Raw genomic sequence first — 16,187 nt, 5'->3', positions numbered from 1 at the left:
AGCGCCGGCCTTCCCGCATCCTCAGTTGGCGTATTCGCCGGCCTCTTCGATCAGCGGCCGCCAGAACTCGATCTGGCTCGTGAGCTGCGCCTCCAGCGATTCGGGCGTCGCGTCCTCCAGCGGCACCGGCGTCGTGCCGAGCTCCTCGAAACGCGCGAGCACCGTCTCGTCCTGCAGGGCCGCCTGAAGCGCGCCCGTCAGCCGTTCGATGCGCGCGGGGTCCGTGCCGGCGGGAACGTAGATGCCGTGCCAGACGCCGACCTCGAACCCCTCCAGCCCGGCTTCGGCGGCCGTCGGCACGTCCGGCAGCTGGGGAATGCGCTCGGAGGTCGTCGCGGCGAAGGCCTTCACTTGCCCGCCCTGGATCGGGGGCACGGCGTTGGTGGTCTGGTCGCACAGGAGATCGACCTGGCTGCCGAGAATGTCGGTCATGGCCGGCCCGGTCCCCTGATAGGGAACGGTCGTCAGCTGCTCGCCGACGAGCTGCTGGAACAGCATGCCGCAGATGTGCGAGACGGCGCCGGGACCGGCATTGGCGAGAAGCGTCTCCTGCGGGTTCTCGCGCGCCAGCGCCAGAAGCTCTTCCAGCGTGTCGGCGGGATAGTCCGGCCGCGAGACCAGCACCATCGGAACCGTCGTGACCTGGCCGACATAGTCGAAGGCGGTCAGCGGATCGTAGGGCAGGGACCGGTAGAGCGTCGCGCTCGTCGCCATGCCCATGTGGTGGATCAGCATGGTGTAGCCGTCGTTCGCCGACTGGGCGAGGCGTCCGGACGCGAGCGTTCCGCCGGCGCCGGGCGCATTCTCCACTAGAACCTGCTGGCCGAGCTCGGCGCTCATCACCTGTGCGATCAGCCGGGCGACCACGTCCGTCGGGCCGCCGGCCGAGAAGGGCACGAGCATGGTGAGGGGCTGCGTGGGATAATCCTGCGCGGCGGCGGGCATGGCGAAGGCGGTGGCGGCCAGAAGGGCGGCCGCAAGTCGTGCTGTCATTCGATTTCCTCCCAGAAATGGACGGGCGAACGCTCGCATGCAGGGCAGCCCCGCGCAACCCGAGACGGGAGGCGTTTCCGCGGCGCGCGCGAGCCCTATCCTTTGGGCGCGCGGCCGGTTCGGCCGCGCATTCCATTCCCGTTCGAAGGGCAGGCTTGATGGCCGAGCAACGTTCCCGCGCGCTCGTCGCGCTCCTGGCCGCGACACTGGCCGGGCTGGCGGCCGGCGCGATCCTGCCGAGACGCACCGCGCCGGTAAGGGTTCCGGGCCGCAACCGGCTCCTCCTTCTCGAGACCAACGCGCTGCACACCGACATCGGCCTGCCGGCGACGCAGCTGGTGCGCGAGCGCCTGAGCTTCCTGAAGGATGTCGGCATCCCGATCGACGATCCGAACCTCACTCACATTCTCGTCGGCTGGGGCGGCGAGGGGTTCTATCCGAACAATGCGCGGCCCTACCGGATCGGCCCGCTGACGCTGGTGGAATCGGTGATCGGCGACGAGTCGGTTCTGCGCTTCGCCGCGCTCGCCGAGCCGCGCGGAGCGTTCCGCGGCAAGCACGTCTTCGCCGTTTCCGACGAATCGCTCGGCGCGATCCTCGCCTTCGTCGAAGAGACGCTGGAGCGCGACGCGGCCGGCCGGTTCAAGCCGCTCGACCATCCGGGCATCATCGAGCTCGACCACTTCTTCCAGGCGCGGCCGACCTTCGCGGCGATCGCCGGCTGCAATGTCTGGGTGGCGAAGGCGCTGGCGGCGGGCGGCATCGCGAGCGGGCGATGGACGCCGATCCCCCAGACGCTGTTCGCCTCGCTGGCGATCCGGGGCGTGCGCGGAACGCCCGAATCCGATCTGTAGACGCGTTCACCGCGCGGTCGCTTCTGCGGCGGGAGCGTGGCGCGAGCCACATTTCATCACGCGTGCGTGATCGAGCGGCGCTCGCGCTGCGACCCCTGACGGGCGGGGTTCACGCGGTGTCCGCCGGCTGGCGACCCGGTCGGACGGCGCGTCCCGGCTGACGGTTCCGTGATCTCGAAATGGCCCCCGAACGACCTTTCGGGACGCCCGTTTCGGCCACATCCGACCCCGACCCTGTTCTCCGCCGCCCACCGGAACCCGGTGATCGGCCTTGAAACGGAGACATTCCCGATGAAGATTCTCGCCGCTTCCGCCCTCCTCGTCCTCCTTCCGGCCGGCGCTGCCATGGCGCAGGGCGCCCCCGAAGCCGCGCCGGCCGCCACGCCCACTTGCGCCGAGGCGCTGCCCCAGGTCGCCAGCCTCGTCGATCAGGCGGAAGCCGCGGGGCTCGAGACAGCTTCGGCCCGCACCCATGTCGGCACAGCCGAGGCCGCGCAGGCCGCGGGTGACGAGGGCGCCTGCATTGACGCGCTGGTGATGGCGCAGAACACGGTGCTGGAGCAGGTCGACACGCCGCCCTCCTGATCGATCCGGCCGGGCGGGGCGCGCCAAAGCGCCCGCCCGTGCCCTCCATCGACCGACAGTGCCGTGCGTCCGGATGGACGCACGACGAGCGCAAGGCGCCTTCAGTCTTGCATCGCGGGGCCATTCTGATATTCGAGCCCGACGCGGAGAGGTGGCCGAGTGGTCGAAGGCGCTCCCCTGCTAAGGGAGTATACCGGAGACGGTATCGTGGGTTCGAATCCCATCCTCTCCGCCACTGACGACCTTGCCTCACGCTTTCTGCATCACGACGGGCCGACCGTGCTTTTGAGCGCGTCCGTCGTCCGGTCGGGCGCGACGTTCTCGGCCATTGGTGCTCTTCTCTCCTCCAAAAGCCATCGGTTTCGGGACGTTCGTCGTCATTCTCGCATATGAACCGAGGGGCCAGATCGTCGGGCACCTCTGGTCCGCCGCTTGCGGTGGATCCTCGGGTCAGCCCGGGGACGACGCGATGGGGATGCCCGCCTTGTTTGCGGACGAACCGAAGAGTGCCAGTCTCCGCTCGGCGTCCCTGTCCCGGCTTCTTTCTAGCGGCCGGTCTCTGCCCGATCTCGCCGCCCTTCACACACCGGGCGACGTTGAACTTTCTTCGACCCGCGCGGCGCCCCTCGGACTTCAGGGACCCTTTCCGTCGCGAAAGGATGCCCGGCCTGCCGGGGTTCGCCCGAGTCGGTCACGCCACCGGAAGGCGCGCCCACCGCAGACACCGCCCGCCAGCCCCCGAACGATCCCGGTGATCACTCGCGCCCATCCGTGGGCTGGCGGTGACGGGAGTATGAGGGAGGGAAGGAAGGGTGGGGATAAGGTTGGTAATTAACCTTAGAATTTAAGCGACTACCCTTTCGGTTTTGATTATGAAGCCGCTTGGTACGTAGATGGGCGTTAAACACTATGGTATTATATGCTCACATATAATTCTATACTATAGAGATAGTTCATATTCTTGTTTAGAATTTACACGCTGAAGAAGACTGACAGCCTCGTGGGACCACTTTCTGGCCATGCTGGAGGCTTTCGTGCCGGTCTTGATCCGGCAGTGATAGCGGTTGTCACTAGAACGTAGATCAATGCCAGTTTCGGCTTTTACCCTTAGGAGTAGCTTGTGGACTGCGTTCCAGTTCGGAAGACCAAGGCGATGTGCGAGCTGGCTAATAGTGAGCGGGTGCGATTGATTTGGGTTGTTAACGGACGTTATGCCGAGTAGCGTTGGAAGGTAATCCTTTTCTTCCGCAACCTTTTCGAGTGTCTCGTAGTTAACTTCTACGGCACCGGAAGGTATGTCGTGTCGAACAAGCTTCATAGTCCGAGCGGCCAAAGCGCGAACTAGCTTTGGATTGATTGATTTCAATGCAGATTGGCTCTTTAACGCTTCGAAGACCCATTTAAACTCGTTGGTATGGATCGCGCGTATCCGGTACTCTTTTCCGTCGACGGCGAACACCGATTGTTCCGGAGGGTGCTTTTCGACTGCGTCAGGTCGCCAGATTATCTGGTAGACATTTGGTATGAGGCCATCTTCGTCAGCGACGAGTTCACCAATATCTCTTAGTATAGACTTTACGTTGGCGTCTCCCAGCCCATAGCCGAGAATGAAAACGGGGTGTTCTGCGAAATATGTCAGCAACTTCGCTGAAACATATTTCTTTTTATCTGCCCATTCCTCATAATCTGCATTCGTTAGAACGATAGACGCGGGATTCGAAACCTCCCCGTGTATGTGGAATATTTCACCAAAACTATTGGTGTTATATCTCAGTATTGTCTGACCGCTGATGGGCTCGTAACCGTCGAATACCTGTTCGAGGAACATGTCGTAATTTGTCGTGATGATGGCATGAGGCTTGATTTCAGCAAGGGCTGCAATTTCTTTAAGCAGTCGTTCGTCATCAATATCAGATAACTGCGGTGTGATGCTTGCGATGTGTTCGCAAACCGAATGTTTTAGAAAGGCGTCCTTACTAATCTTAGATGCAAAATAGTGGGCGGGAAACTGGTTTCGCCCTTCCTTCCATGCCCACTCGAACGTCATCTCGGCAAGGACTGTACCAACCTTCACCATGTCATCGTTGTATTTCTGGCGGTTGTATTCGTACGAATCCTCACCAGAAGGCAATTTTCCAAACATTGTCTTCAGCAGCTCAGCCCAGGTCGGTGTTCTAATGTACCGGCGTGGAATTCCGCTTCCTATAAACAGAATCGGCTGGCATTCGAATTCGAGCAGCAGATCGCGGACCGCGGCGTCTGCTTTTACTTGATAGGACTCTTCAGGATTCATGGAATACCTCCGACCGCGGAACGATAACAACTGCGGCAGTCATCTAAGTCAATACTCTAGGATGTTTGATGCCCTTTGGTCCTACGGTTTCCACCTAATTTGATCGTCCATTCGTTTCCATAGCTCTGCAAGCAATTTCGCGGATATCGACCGAAGGCATACGAGCGTAAAGATTGCGATCTGCGAATTTCGGTTGTGGAATGCGTCAAAAGTAGCATAAATTCGATTAGAACGGGAAGCGTGGTGTGCCATGGTGACGTTTGGGTTCTCAGCTTTCTTGAAGCTGATCTCACTTAATACAAGGCCGCAGCTGTCCGCACTTAGGGAGCGATTCAAGACTAGCGGAAAGGGTTACGACTTTCATCGTAGTCTCCGGCTGAATGCTAGGCGCTTAATGATTGAAGGCGCTTCTATCGAAGAGTTGTCGGACGTTGCTCGCTCGATCACTAAACCGGCTGAGCGTAAGTCTACGATGGAGGGCCTTACTCAGCTCGCGGCCTGGAAGGTCGACAATCGTGTGGACGCTAGGGAGGCCACCGCGATTGTTTTTGTGAGTCCCAGGAATCGCTTTAGAGTGCGGTTCGTACCGGACTTTTTAGTCGATGGACCTAGACCAACGGGGGTCCATATCTGGAACACAAAGCGCCCGGACTTGAAGGCCAGAGAAGCGTTCGCCGCGCTTGCTGTTGTCGCGCCGGTGTATCGCGAAGCCTGCGGTCAGTTTGCCGATTTGGCTGTACTATCGCTACGTGACTCCGAGCTGTATCGGCACGGCGATGCGCCAGACTTCTCTTTGGTCGCTCGTCGGATAGTAGCGAGCCTTGAAGATCGTATTGATGAGGTGGGCAGAGAAGGGGGTCTTCCTGTGGACGATCGGCCAACGGCTCCAACTCCTCTCTGACGCGGAATCAGCTGGGCTCTTGGCTAATCGACGCAGATGGGGGTATCGCGACGGTTGCCAAGCGCAAGGACCTTACTAGCTCGGACATCCTCGACGTTGGTTGCATGTCCTTCTCTGCCGACGTCGTAGATGAACGGTCCACTATGGTGAGGCGGGGGCGTCGGAGCCATACCGTTTGCGGCGCGCCGGTTTGATACCGGTCACATGGCCGGACGGGAGACCGGTTCTCAATGTTCCTGGCCGGTGCGACCAGCCCCGCCGGGGGCCCGCTGCCTCCGGCAGCTCCCCGGCATAGCTGTGCTCGCAAAGCCCCACCGGGGCTTTGCGTTCTGATCCCGTCTTCGCGGGATCAGAACCGCTAGCTATCCATCTTCAGCGCCGCGATGAACGCTTCCTGCGGGATGTCGACCTTGCCGAACTGGCGCATGCGCTTCTTGCCCTCCTTCTGCTTGTCGAGGAGCTTGCGCTTGCGCGAGGCGTCGCCGCCGTAGCACTTGGCCGTCACGTCCTTTCGCAGCGCCGAGATGGTCTCGCGCGCGATCACCTTGCCGCCGATCGCCGCCTGGATCGGGATCTTGAACAGATGGTTCGGGATCAGCTCCTTCAGCTTCTCGCACATGCCCCGGCCGCGCTTTTCGGCCTGGTTGCGATGGACGAGCATGGAGAGCGCGTCCACCGGCTCGGCATTGACGAGGATCGACATCTTCACGAGGTCGCCTTCGCGATAGTCGGTCAGCTGGTAGTCGAAGGAGGCGTAGCCCTTCGAGATCGATTTCAGGCGGTCGTAGAAGTCGAAGACCACCTCGTTGAGCGGCAGCTCGTAGGTGACCATGGCTCTCTTTCCCACGTAGGACAGATCGACCTGCACGCCGCGCCGCTCCTGGCAGAGGGTCAGGATGTTGCCGAGATAGTCGTCCGGGGTGAGGATCGTCGCCTTGATCCAGGGCTCTAGGATCGCCTCGATCTTCATCGTGTCCGGCATGTCGGCCGGATTGTGCAGCTGGATCGTGGTGCCGTCGGTGAGCTTCACGTCGTAGACGACCGAGGGCGCCGTCGCGATGAGGTCGAGGTCGAACTCGCGCGACAGGCGCTCCTGGATGATCTCCAGGTGGAGAAGGCCGAGGAAGCCGCAGCGGAAGCCGAAGCCGAGCGCGGCCGAGCTCTCCATCTCGAAAGAGAAGGAGGCGTCGTTCAGGCGCAGCTTGCCCATGGCCGCGCGCAGATCGTCGAAGCTCGCCGCATCGACCGGGAAGAGGCCGCAGAAGACGACCGGCTGCGCCGGCTTGAAGCCCGGCAGCATGGTGGAGGTCGGCCGCTTCTCCTCGGTGATCGTATCGCCGACGCGCGTGTCCGCCACCTCCTTGATCGAGGCGGTGATGAAGCCGAGCTCGCCGGGGCCGAGTGCCTCCACGTTCACCATTTTGGGCATGAAGACGCCGACCCGGTCGACCGGGTACTTAGCGTCCGTGCCCATCATGCGGATCGTCTGGCCCTTCTTCAGTTCGCCGTCGATGACGCGAACGAGCACGACGACGCCGAGATAGGCGTCGTACCATGAATCGACGAGCATGGCCTTCAAGGGCGCGGAGCGGTCGCCGTCCTTGGGCGCGGGCAGGCGCGTGACGATGGCCTCCAGAACGTCCTCGATGCCGAGGCCGGACTTGGCGGAGATCATCACCGCGTCGGAGGCGTCGAGGCCGATCACCTCCTCGATCTGTTCCTTCACCTTGTCCGGTTCGGCGGCGGGAAGGTCGATCTTGTTGAGGACGGGGACGATCTCGAGGTCGTTGTCGAGCGCCAGATAGACGTTGGCGAGCGTCTGCGCCTCGACGCCCTGCGCGGCGTCCACCACGAGGAGCGCGCCCTCGCAGGCCGAGAGCGAGCGCGAAACCTCGTAGGCGAAGTCCACGTGGCCGGGCGTGTCGATCAGGTTCAGGACGTAGGTCTGACCGTCCTTGGCGGGATAGTGCAGGCGCACGGTCTGCGCCTTGATGGTGATCCCGCGCTCCTTCTCGATCTCCATATTGTCGAGCACCTGGCTCTGCCCGGCCATCTCGCGCGCGTCGAGGCCGCCGGTGAGCTGGATCAGCCGGTCGGCGAGCGTCGATTTGCCATGGTCGATATGGGCGACGATGGAGAAGTTGCGGATGCGGGAGAGGGGCGTCTGGCTCATGCCCGCCTCATAACGGAACGCGAACCGGACGGGAAGCGGATCGAGACGCGGCTCAGGCGTTGCCCGCGCCCGCGTTTCCGCGATGCGCCTCACCGAAGAAGAACGGGCGGAGGCGCACGCCCACCGCATTGCCCGCGAAGGCCGCGACCAGCCAGAGCCAGCCGTGCAGCGAGCCCGAGGCGATGCCGGAGAAATAGGCCCCGATGTTGCAGCCATAGGCGATGCGCGCGCCGTAGCCGAGCAAGAGCCCGCCGATGATCGCGGCGAAGAGCGAGCGCGGCGGGATCTTCAGCGAGGGCGCGAAGCGGCCCGCGAGCGAGGCGGCCAGAAGCGCGCCGCCGATAATGCCGAAGTTCATCACCGAGGTGACGTCGGCAAAGACGCTGTTCGAAAGGGCCGCCGCGTTGGCGGGCGTCTGCCAATAGGCCCAGGCGGTCGGGTCGATGCCCAGCGCCTGCGCGCCCTTGGCACCCCAGAGCGCGAAGGCCGAGGTGATGCCCCAGGGGCGCCCGGCAAGCCAGAGCGTCAGGAAGTTGAGAAGCGCCAGCGCGACGGCGCCGGCCACCAGAGGCCAGGGGCCGCGGGCAAAGCGCTGCCAGCCTCGCGTGCGGGCCGGCGGCTCGCTCTCCAGCGCGCCGTTGCGGCGCCTCTCCCAGACGATCGTGAGGAGGGCGATGGCGCCGAAGAGCGCGAGCGAGACCGCGATGCCGGCAGGCGCGCCGAGCGAGACGAGCGTGACCGGCTCGAAGGCGGGCAGGGCGGTCCACCAGTCGAAATGAACGGTGGCGAGCACCGAGCCGACGATGAAGAACAGGAGCGTCACCACCATGCGCGCATTGCCACCGCCGGCGGTGAAGAGCGTGCCGGAGGCGCAGCCGCCGCCCATCTGCATGCCGATCCCGAACATGAAGGCGCCGACGACGACGCCGGTCGAGAGCGGCGAGACGAGGCCGCGCACCTCCTCTCCGAAGAGCGTGCCGCTCGAAAGGGCGGGGAAGAAGAGGAGGACGGCGATGGAGAGCATCACCATCTGCGCGCGCAGGCCCCGGCCGCGCCCTTCCAGAATGAAGACGCGCCAGGCGGAGGTGAAGCCGAAGGCCGCGTGATAGAGGACGAGACCGAGCGCGCCGCCGAGGATGAGGAGCGCGCCTTGCCGCGCCTCGAAGGCGAGGCCGAGCGCGACGGCCCCGAGCGCGAGGGCGAGCGCCGCCAGAAGGGCGGGTGACTGGATCGGCGGTAGCGCAGGTGCTGCACCGCCGGCGGGAACGGCACGGCTCATGGCGCGCCTCCTGAACGGGATTGGGGGCCGCGCTGAACTCGCGGCGTCATCCCAAAGCTAGGGCGAGGACGCGTCGGCTTCGAAGAACGGCGTTCCCGCAGACGGCGTCGCGGCGGAAAAACGTTCCAGCCGAGCGGTCAGGCCGCGATGCGGTTCCGGCCGCTCTTCTTGGCGAGATAGAGCGCGTGGTCCGCGCGTTCGATGGCCGAAGCCAGCGCTTCGCCCCCGGCCACCGACGCGACGCCGATCGAGACGGTGGGCGCGATGGACACGCCGTTCCAATCCACCGGCCGGTGCTCGACGAGTGCGCGCAGCATCTCGGCATGCCCGATCGCACTCTCGCGGTCCGACGAGGAGAGAAGGATCACGAACTCTTCGCCGCCGAGCCGCGCGACCGCGTCGCCGGGCCGGATCGTCTCGCGGGCGATGGAGACGAAGCGGCGCAGCACCTCGTCCCCCGCCGGGTGGCCGTGGCGGTCGTTGATCGCCTTGAAGTGGTCGAGATCGACCAGGAGCACGGCGCGGTCGGGCGAACGCGCTGTCGTCGTTTCGAAGGCTTCGAGGCCCGCGCGGTTCAGGGCTCCGGTCAGCGGATCGACGAGCGCGAGGTCGGCCAGACGACGCTGGCGCCGCTCGCCGGCCATGGCGAGCAGCGCGACCGCCAGGACGTTGGTGAGCACCTGATCGGCGACGAGGACGACGGTGCCGTCGTTCTGCAGGGCGAGGACGCCGAGCGTCGCGAGAGCCGAGAGCAGATAGGCGGGCAGAAAGCCGAGATTGGCGAGCGCCGCGGCGACGCGCGGAAAGGAGCGGGTCGCCTCGCCGTTCAGCACCTGCAGCGCGATCCCGGTCGAAAGGATGCCGAGCGAGGCGACGGTGAGGACCTGCCCGATGCGCGGATCGCCGAGGCCGATCGCGCCGAGGACGAAGCCGAGGGGCGCCAGCAGGCCGAGCGGCAGGATCGCGAAGCTCGAGCTCCGGTTGTCGAAGAGGCGGCAGCCGAGCCAGATCGCAGCGATGCCCATGGAAATGAGGGCGATCATGAGGGCGCTGGCGATCAGGCTCGTGCGGCCGACGAAGGCGAAGCCGAGGACGCCGGCGGCGATCAGGAGATGCGCCACGCCCCAGGCGAGGAAATGGTGCTGACGCCGTCCGGTGTGCCAAAGGGCGACGAACATCACGCCGTAGGTGACGTTCATCAGTCCGTTGGCCACGTGAAGGGTCACAGGGTCGAGGGGCATTCCGCGTCTCCGATCGGACTCCGCTCAACGGCGACTCGCGCATTTCCTTAGACGAAATCGTTTGCAGGATGGAAGCGACATCGACCCTGCCGCATCGGCTCGAAAACGGACGCGGTGCTTGAAGGTCCTGATTGTCGGACCGACGGCATGCGGCGATCCTATCGGGGCGGACCGGACCCGCGTCGCCTCACACCCGGCGTCGTCGGCCGGCTCGCAGACCGCTAATCTCGTCGGGCGTGAGCGGCCGCGTCCGCCCCTTTTCGAGCGCCCCGAGTTCGAGTTCCCCGATCGCGACCCGTACCAGACGCAGCGTCGCGATATCGTGCGCCGCGAGAAGGCGGCGGATGTGCCGGTTGCGTCCCTCGTCGAGCACGATCCGAAGCCAGGCGTTGCGCTGGCCATGGCGCAGGAGCTCGACCGAGCGCGCGACCAAGGTCTGGCCGCCATCCTCCACGGGCAGGCACAGGCGGGCCAGAAAATCGTCGTCCGGAACGGTGTCGATCTGCACGTCATAGGTCTTGTGCGGCGCGTGCTCGCCGTCGAGGACGGCATTCGCCCAGACCGTGTCGTTGGTGAAGAGAAGGAGCCCTTCGCTTGCCTTGTCGAGGCGCCCGACCGGGGCGACATGCGGCAGGTCGAGCCCTTCGAGGCAGGAATAGACGGTCGGCCGTCCCTGCGGGTCGTCGCGCGTCGTGACGAGACCGCGCGGCTTGTTCAGCATGAGATAGACCGGCTCGACCGCGCCGACGGGCGTGCCGTCCACGGCGATCCTGTCGCGGCTTGCATCCGTCCGGTGCTCCGGGTCGGTCACCACGCGGCCGTTCACGCTCACCCGGCCGTCCCGCACCAGACGCTCGCTTTCGCTGCGGGAGGCGTATCCGAGCTTGGACAGGACCCGCGCGACGCCGTGACCCGTTGTTCGCGGGCGCGGGGTTGCCGTCGAGGGGCCTCTGGAGGAGGGGCGGTCGCGCTTCATGCCTTGGTCCATGGAGCGCACTCGGCCAAAAGCCAAGCGCCGCTCCATGGCGGTCGTGGAGAAGGCGAGCCCTATTCGGGCTTCACCCGCACGACGAGCTTGCCGAAGTTCTTGCCTTCGAGAAGCCCGAAGAAGGCCTCAGGCGCGTTCTCCAGCCCGTCCACGATGTCCTCGCGGTAGCGCAGCTTGCCTTCGCGCACCCAGGCCGAGGCCTCGCGGGCGAACTCGTCGGCCTTGGCGACGAATTCGGTCTGGATGAAGCCGCGGATCGTCAGGCTCTTGCGCAGGATGTCGGCGAAGGCGCCGGGAAGGCGGTCGGGACCTTCGGGGCGCTCGGAATCATTGTAGTGCGCGACGAGCCCGCAGACCGGAACCCGCGCGAAGGGGTTGAGCAGCGGCCAGACCGCTTTCTGGACCGCTCCGCCGACATTCTCGAAATAGACGTCGATGCCCTTCGGGCAGGCGGCCTTCAGGCGCTCGGCGAAGTCGGGCGCGCGATGGTCGATGGCCTCGTCGAAGCCGAGCTCGTCCTTGAGATAGGCGCACTTCTCGGGTCCGCCGGCAATGCCGACGGCCCGGGCTCCGCGCAGCTGGGCGATCTGCCCGACGGCCGAGCCGACCGGCCCGCTGGCCGCCGCAACGACGACGGTCTCGCCCTCCTTCGGCTTGCCGATCTCCCCGAGCCCGACATAGGCGGTGAAGCCGGGCATGCCGAGGACGCCCAGCGCCGTGGAAAGGGGCGCGGCGGACGGGTCGAGCTTGCGCAGGCCCTTGGCCTTGGTGATCTCGTGCGTCTGCCACCCGGAATAGGACAGGACGACGTCGCCCTCCCGGAGTTTCGGGTCGCGCGAGGCGAGGACGCGGCTGACCGTCCCGCCGACCATGGTCGCGCCGATCTCGACCGGCGGCGCATAGGACGGCGCGTCGCTCATCCGGCCGCGCATATAGGGGTCGAGCGAGAGATAGAGGGTTTCGAGAAGAACCTCGCCCTCGCCGGGTTCGCCGAGCGCCACGGTCTCGAAGCGGAAATTGTCGGTCGTCGGGCGCCCCTTCGGGCGCGAGGCGAGAACGATGCGTTGGCCTGTCGTCTCGGTCATTGGGGATCCTTGTCTGTCTGTCGTCCGCCCGGCGGAATGAAACGCCGGGCGGATCTGGATCGGGCGCGCCGGTCCGGTTCGGTCTCAGCCGATGGGCGGCTGGCCGTTCGAGGCCGAAACGCCGCCGTCCACGGGAAGGTTCACGCCGTTGACGAAGCGGGCGAGAGGGCTGGCGAGGAAGAGGATGACATCGGCCACCTCTTCCGGCTCGGCCGCGCGTCCGAGCGGGCAGCGCTCGGCGAACTTCCTCATCATCTCCTCGTTCGACAGCATGTCCTCGGTCAGCTCCGAGCGGGTGAGCGACGGGTTGATCGCGTTGACGCGCACGCCCTGGCCGCCGAACTCCAGCGCCAGCGATCGGGTGAGGTTCGTGACCGCGCCCTTGGAGGCGTTGTAGGCGCTCATGCCCCAGTCGCCGCCGATGCCCGAGACGGACGAGACGTTCACGATGGAGCCCTGGCTCTTCAGAAGGAAGGGCATCGCGGCGCGGGAGGCGAAGAAGAGGCCGTCCACATTGGTCGACTGGACCTTGCGCCAATCCTCGTCGCTGAGGTTGCCGAAGGACTTCACCACCGCCGTGCCGGCATTGTTGACCAGCGTGTCGAGGCGGCCGAAGCGTGTGATCGTCGCCTGGACGACGCCCTCGATCTGCGAGCGGTCCGACACGTCGGCGGACTGGATCAGCACGCGGTCGTCGTCGAGCCCCTCGGCCGCTTCCTCCAGCTTCTCCTTCCGCCGGCCGACGAAGACCACGTCGGCGCCTTCCTCGTGGAAGCGACGGGCGGTCGCCCGGCCGATGCCCGACCCCGCGCCCGTGACGATCACCACCTTGTCCGCGAACATCATGAATCATCCCTTCGATCCGATGCGGCCCGAGGGCCGTTTCGCGCCACGAGATAAGGACGATCCGCGCGAGACGAAGGGGCGACGGGCGAGATGACGCATTCCATCGCGTCAAACCTCGCTGGCGCGAACGTGATCGCGCGATCCGTTCGCCCCAAACGATCGGCGCGCTTCTCGGGCGTCGCATTCCACCTAGTTGCGGGTCTCGCCGCCCATGCGACGTTCCTGCCGGGACGACGCTTCATTACCCACGCGTCCGACCGGGACGACGAGCGAACGACGGAGAGCGCCGGTGGAACGCCTCGAGATCGAAACCCTGCCGGCGCAGGCCTGCCATCTGGGCGAGGGCCCGAGCTACGACCATGCGTCCGGCGTCGCATGGTGGTGCGACATCCTCGGCAAGGCGCTGTTCGAATGGCATCCGTCGAGCGGGCGCATCCTGCGCCACCCGATGAAACGCATGCCGTCCGAAATCGCGGCCTGCGCCGACGGCCGGCAGCTCATGGCGCTCGACGACGGACTGCATCTGCGCGACCCGGCCACGGGCGAACTCTCTTTCATCCAGGGGATCGACCCGGACAACCGGCATCTGCGCTCCAATGACGGCCGCGTCCATTCCTCCGGTGCCTTCTGGATCGGCACGATGAGCCTGACCTTCGAGGAGGGCGCCGGCTCGGTCTACCATTTCCACGAAGGGCGGCTGACGAAGCTCTTCGACGGCTTCACCGTGCCGAACGCCACCTGCTTCACCGCCGACGGGCGAACCGGCCACATCATCGACAGTCCGACCGGCAGGCTGCTGCGCATGGCGGTCGATCCCGACACGGGCCTGCCGGAGGGGGAGCCGGAGCTGTTCCACCTCCACGAGGGCGAGGGCGTGATCGACGGCGCGGTGATGGATGAAGGCGGCACGATCTGGTGCGCGATCAATGGCGGCGGCGCGATCCACGCCATCTCGCCGGAGGGGCGGGTGGTCCGGCGCATCCGGATACCGGCGTCGCAGGTGACATGCCCCTGCTTCGTCGGAGACCGGCTCGACCGCCTGATGGTGACGACGGCCGCGGAGGGCATGACGGAGGAGGAGAGGCGGGCGGACCCGTCGGCCGGACGAACCTTCCTCCTGGATGTCGGCGCGCGCGGAACCATCGAGCCGCTGGCGCGCCCGATCTGATCGCCCGGCGCGCAAAGGCCGCGGCGCCGGAAGCGACCGCGGCCTTCGAAAGAACGCGAAGGATCAGCCGACGAGGCGAAGGCCCGTGGCGGCGCCGGCCTCGTTGGCGGCGAGCGGCGCGGGCTCGATGTCGTCCACCAGCATCATGGTGCGCTCGGCGTAATCCACGAAGGCCTGGCGGGCGCGCTCGACATCGCCCAGACCGTTGATCGCGGCAAGGCAGGCCTCGCGCGCGGCGCGCAACTCGCGGCCGTCCTTGGGAAGTTCGCTGAGGAAGGCGTAGGCCTGGAAGGCGCTGTCGATGTTTCTTGGCATGCCGAGGCCGACGAAGATCCGGACGGGCCGCGAGAACAGGGTGTGGCTCATCGAATACTCCTCCTTCTGGCGAACCGACAAGTCCGCCTTACGATTGGGTGGACCCAATACGTTCCAGGGAGGGAAACGTTCCGCGCGAATTAACCGCCGATTCATTCCCGCCTTAAGATCGCCTTAAGAAGAGCCGCGTCGGCTGTCGACGGGAATCAGTAGGGAAGTCCCACATAGTTCTCGGCAAGGTTGACGGCCGCGCTGCGCACCGAGGCGACGTGCTCGAACTCCGTGCGTCCGATCCGGCGCTCGAAGCCGTCGTCCTCGGGGAAGCGGTGGAGCATGCGCGTCATCCACCAGGAGAAGCGCTCGGCCAGCCAGACGCGCCGGAGCGCGCGCGGCGAGTAGGAGGCGAGCGCGGCCTCGCCGCCGCCGGCATAGTGATCGACGAGCGCCTCGCGCAGATAGTGGGTGTCGCCGGCGGCGAGGTTCAGGCCCTTGGCCCCGGTCGGCGGCACGATATGCGCCGCGTCTCCGGCCAGGAACAGGCGACCGTAGCGCATCGGCTCGGCGACGAAGGAGCGCAGCGGCGCGATCGACTTCTCGATGGACGGACCTTCGGTGACGCGCGCGGCCAGATCCTCCGGCAGGCGGGCGCGCAGCTCGTCGAAGAAGCGGGCGTCGCTCCAATTCTCGACGCGCTCCTCCATCGGCACCTGAACATAGTAGCGCGAGCGCGTGAGCGAGCGCATCGACAGGAGCGCGAAGCCGCGCTCGTGCGTGGCGTAGACGAGCTCTTCGGCGGCCGGCGGCACGTCGGCCAGAAGGCCGAGCCAGCCGAAGGGGTAGACGCGCTCGAAGATCTTGAGCGCCTCCGCCGGGATCGAGCGGCGCCCGACGCCATGATAGCCGTCGCACGCGGCGACGAAGTCGCACTCGATCTCGTGAGGTTCGCCGTTCGCCAGGTAGGTCACGCGCGGGCGATCGCTCGTTAGGTCGTGCAGCGCGACGTCGGCGGCTTCGAAAACGGTCGGGAGTCCCGCCGCCTCGCGCGCCTCCATCAGATCGCGGGTCACTTCGGTCTGGCCGTAGACGGTGACATGCGCGCCCCCGGTCAGCGCGGCGAGGTCGAGGCGGTGGCGCATACCGTCGAAGGCGAGCTCGAACCCGTCATGGACGAGACCTTCGCGGTGAAGCCGCCCGGCCGCGCCGACCTCCTCGAGCAGCGAGACGGTGCCGCGCTCCAGAACGCCGGCCCGGATGCGGGACAGGACGTGCTCGCGGGTCGAGCGCTCCAGGATGATGGTGTCGATGCCGGCCCGCGACAGAAGCTGGCCGAGGAGGAGGCCGGACGGGCCGCTCCCGATGATCGTGACCTTCGTTCGAGCGCGCATGATGGGTCCCTTCGGCTGATCGCGCGCCGGCGACGGCGCGGCTCCGCTTATCGCCCGACGGCGGGGCTTGCGGCATGGGCG

The 16,187-nt window shown here is 65.9% G+C and carries 13 protein-coding genes and 1 tRNA gene; 4 read left to right on the top strand and 10 right to left on the bottom strand.

Annotated features, from left to right (window positions below; genetic code table 11):
* Positions 1–21: 21 nt before the first annotated feature.
* Complete coding sequence (locus tag AC6R2M_RS10435; RefSeq protein WP_500481848.1) at positions 22–993, bottom strand: tripartite tricarboxylate transporter substrate-binding protein; 972 nt, start codon at positions 991–993, stop codon at positions 22–24.
* A 158-nt stretch (positions 994–1,151) separates the two neighbouring features.
* Between AC6R2M_RS10435 and AC6R2M_RS10430 the strand changes: the two genes are divergently transcribed.
* The 3 genes from AC6R2M_RS10430 to AC6R2M_RS10420 all read left to right on the top strand — a co-directional run bounded on the left by AC6R2M_RS10430 (position 1,152) and on the right by AC6R2M_RS10420 (position 2,667).
* Positions 1,152–1,847 (top strand): DUF2459 domain-containing protein, encoded by a 696-nt coding sequence (locus AC6R2M_RS10430; protein WP_500481846.1) that lies wholly within the window; start codon positions 1,152–1,154, stop codon positions 1,845–1,847.
* Between the two features lie 291 nt (positions 1,848–2,138).
* A complete protein-coding gene (locus AC6R2M_RS10425) occupies positions 2,139–2,432 on the top strand; it encodes a hypothetical protein (protein ID WP_500481844.1) in 294 nt (97 codons plus the stop codon).
* A 145-nt stretch (positions 2,433–2,577) separates the two neighbouring features.
* Positions 2,578–2,667: transfer RNA gene (locus tag AC6R2M_RS10420), tRNA-Ser, on the top strand.
* Positions 2,668–3,372: 705 nt separating this feature from the next.
* Here the strand turns inward: AC6R2M_RS10420 and AC6R2M_RS10415 are convergent.
* From AC6R2M_RS10415 to budC, 7 genes are all read right to left on the bottom strand, one after another.
* Positions 3,373–4,725, bottom strand: coding sequence for an SIR2 family NAD-dependent protein deacylase (locus AC6R2M_RS10415; RefSeq protein WP_500481842.1), 1,353 nt, complete (start codon positions 4,723–4,725; stop codon positions 3,373–3,375).
* A 1,259-nt stretch (positions 4,726–5,984) separates the two neighbouring features.
* A complete protein-coding gene (gene lepA / locus AC6R2M_RS10410) occupies positions 5,985–7,799 on the bottom strand; it encodes a translation elongation factor 4 (RefSeq protein WP_500481840.1) in 1,815 nt (604 codons plus the stop codon).
* 52 nt (positions 7,800–7,851) lie between these two features.
* On the bottom strand, positions 7,852–9,078 hold the full coding sequence (locus AC6R2M_RS10405; protein WP_500481838.1) for a YeeE/YedE family protein: 1,227 nt from the start codon (positions 9,076–9,078) through the stop codon (positions 7,852–7,854).
* 137 nt (positions 9,079–9,215) lie between these two features.
* On the bottom strand, positions 9,216–10,319 hold the full coding sequence (locus AC6R2M_RS10400; RefSeq protein WP_500481836.1) for a GGDEF domain-containing protein: 1,104 nt from the start codon (positions 10,317–10,319) through the stop codon (positions 9,216–9,218).
* A 187-nt stretch (positions 10,320–10,506) separates the two neighbouring features.
* The gene (locus AC6R2M_RS10395; protein WP_500481834.1) at positions 10,507–11,295 is read right to left on the bottom strand and encodes a pseudouridine synthase; all 789 of its coding nucleotides are present in this window, start codon (positions 11,293–11,295) and stop codon (positions 10,507–10,509) included.
* A gap of 71 nt (positions 11,296–11,366) precedes the next feature.
* Entirely contained in the window at positions 11,367–12,392 is a 1,026-nt protein-coding gene (curA, locus tag AC6R2M_RS10390) for an NADPH-dependent curcumin/dihydrocurcumin reductase (RefSeq protein ID WP_500481832.1), read from the bottom strand.
* 84 nt (positions 12,393–12,476) lie between these two features.
* Positions 12,477–13,238, bottom strand: coding sequence for a meso-2,3-butanediol dehydrogenase (gene budC, locus AC6R2M_RS10385; protein WP_500481830.1), 762 nt, complete (start codon positions 13,236–13,238; stop codon positions 12,477–12,479).
* A 289-nt stretch (positions 13,239–13,527) separates the two neighbouring features.
* Between budC and AC6R2M_RS10380 the strand changes: the two genes are divergently transcribed.
* Positions 13,528–14,406, top strand: coding sequence for an SMP-30/gluconolactonase/LRE family protein (locus AC6R2M_RS10380; RefSeq protein ID WP_500481828.1), 879 nt, complete (start codon positions 13,528–13,530; stop codon positions 14,404–14,406).
* Between the two features lie 63 nt (positions 14,407–14,469).
* Here AC6R2M_RS10380 and AC6R2M_RS10375 read toward each other — a convergent pair whose 3' ends face one another.
* Together AC6R2M_RS10375 and pobA are read right to left on the bottom strand one after the other, a co-directional pair.
* Entirely contained in the window at positions 14,470–14,772 is a 303-nt protein-coding gene (locus AC6R2M_RS10375; RefSeq protein WP_500481826.1) for a DUF982 domain-containing protein, read from the bottom strand.
* 155 nt (positions 14,773–14,927) lie between these two features.
* A complete protein-coding gene (gene pobA, locus AC6R2M_RS10370; RefSeq protein WP_500481824.1) occupies positions 14,928–16,106 on the bottom strand; it encodes a 4-hydroxybenzoate 3-monooxygenase in 1,179 nt (392 codons plus the stop codon).
* Positions 16,107–16,187 lie beyond the last annotated feature (81 nt).

It is taken from the genome of Aureimonas sp. CAS (assembly GCF_059838215.1).
The sequence above is the reverse complement of the archived record's forward strand: the minus strand, read 5'-3'. Positions and strand labels throughout refer to the sequence as shown.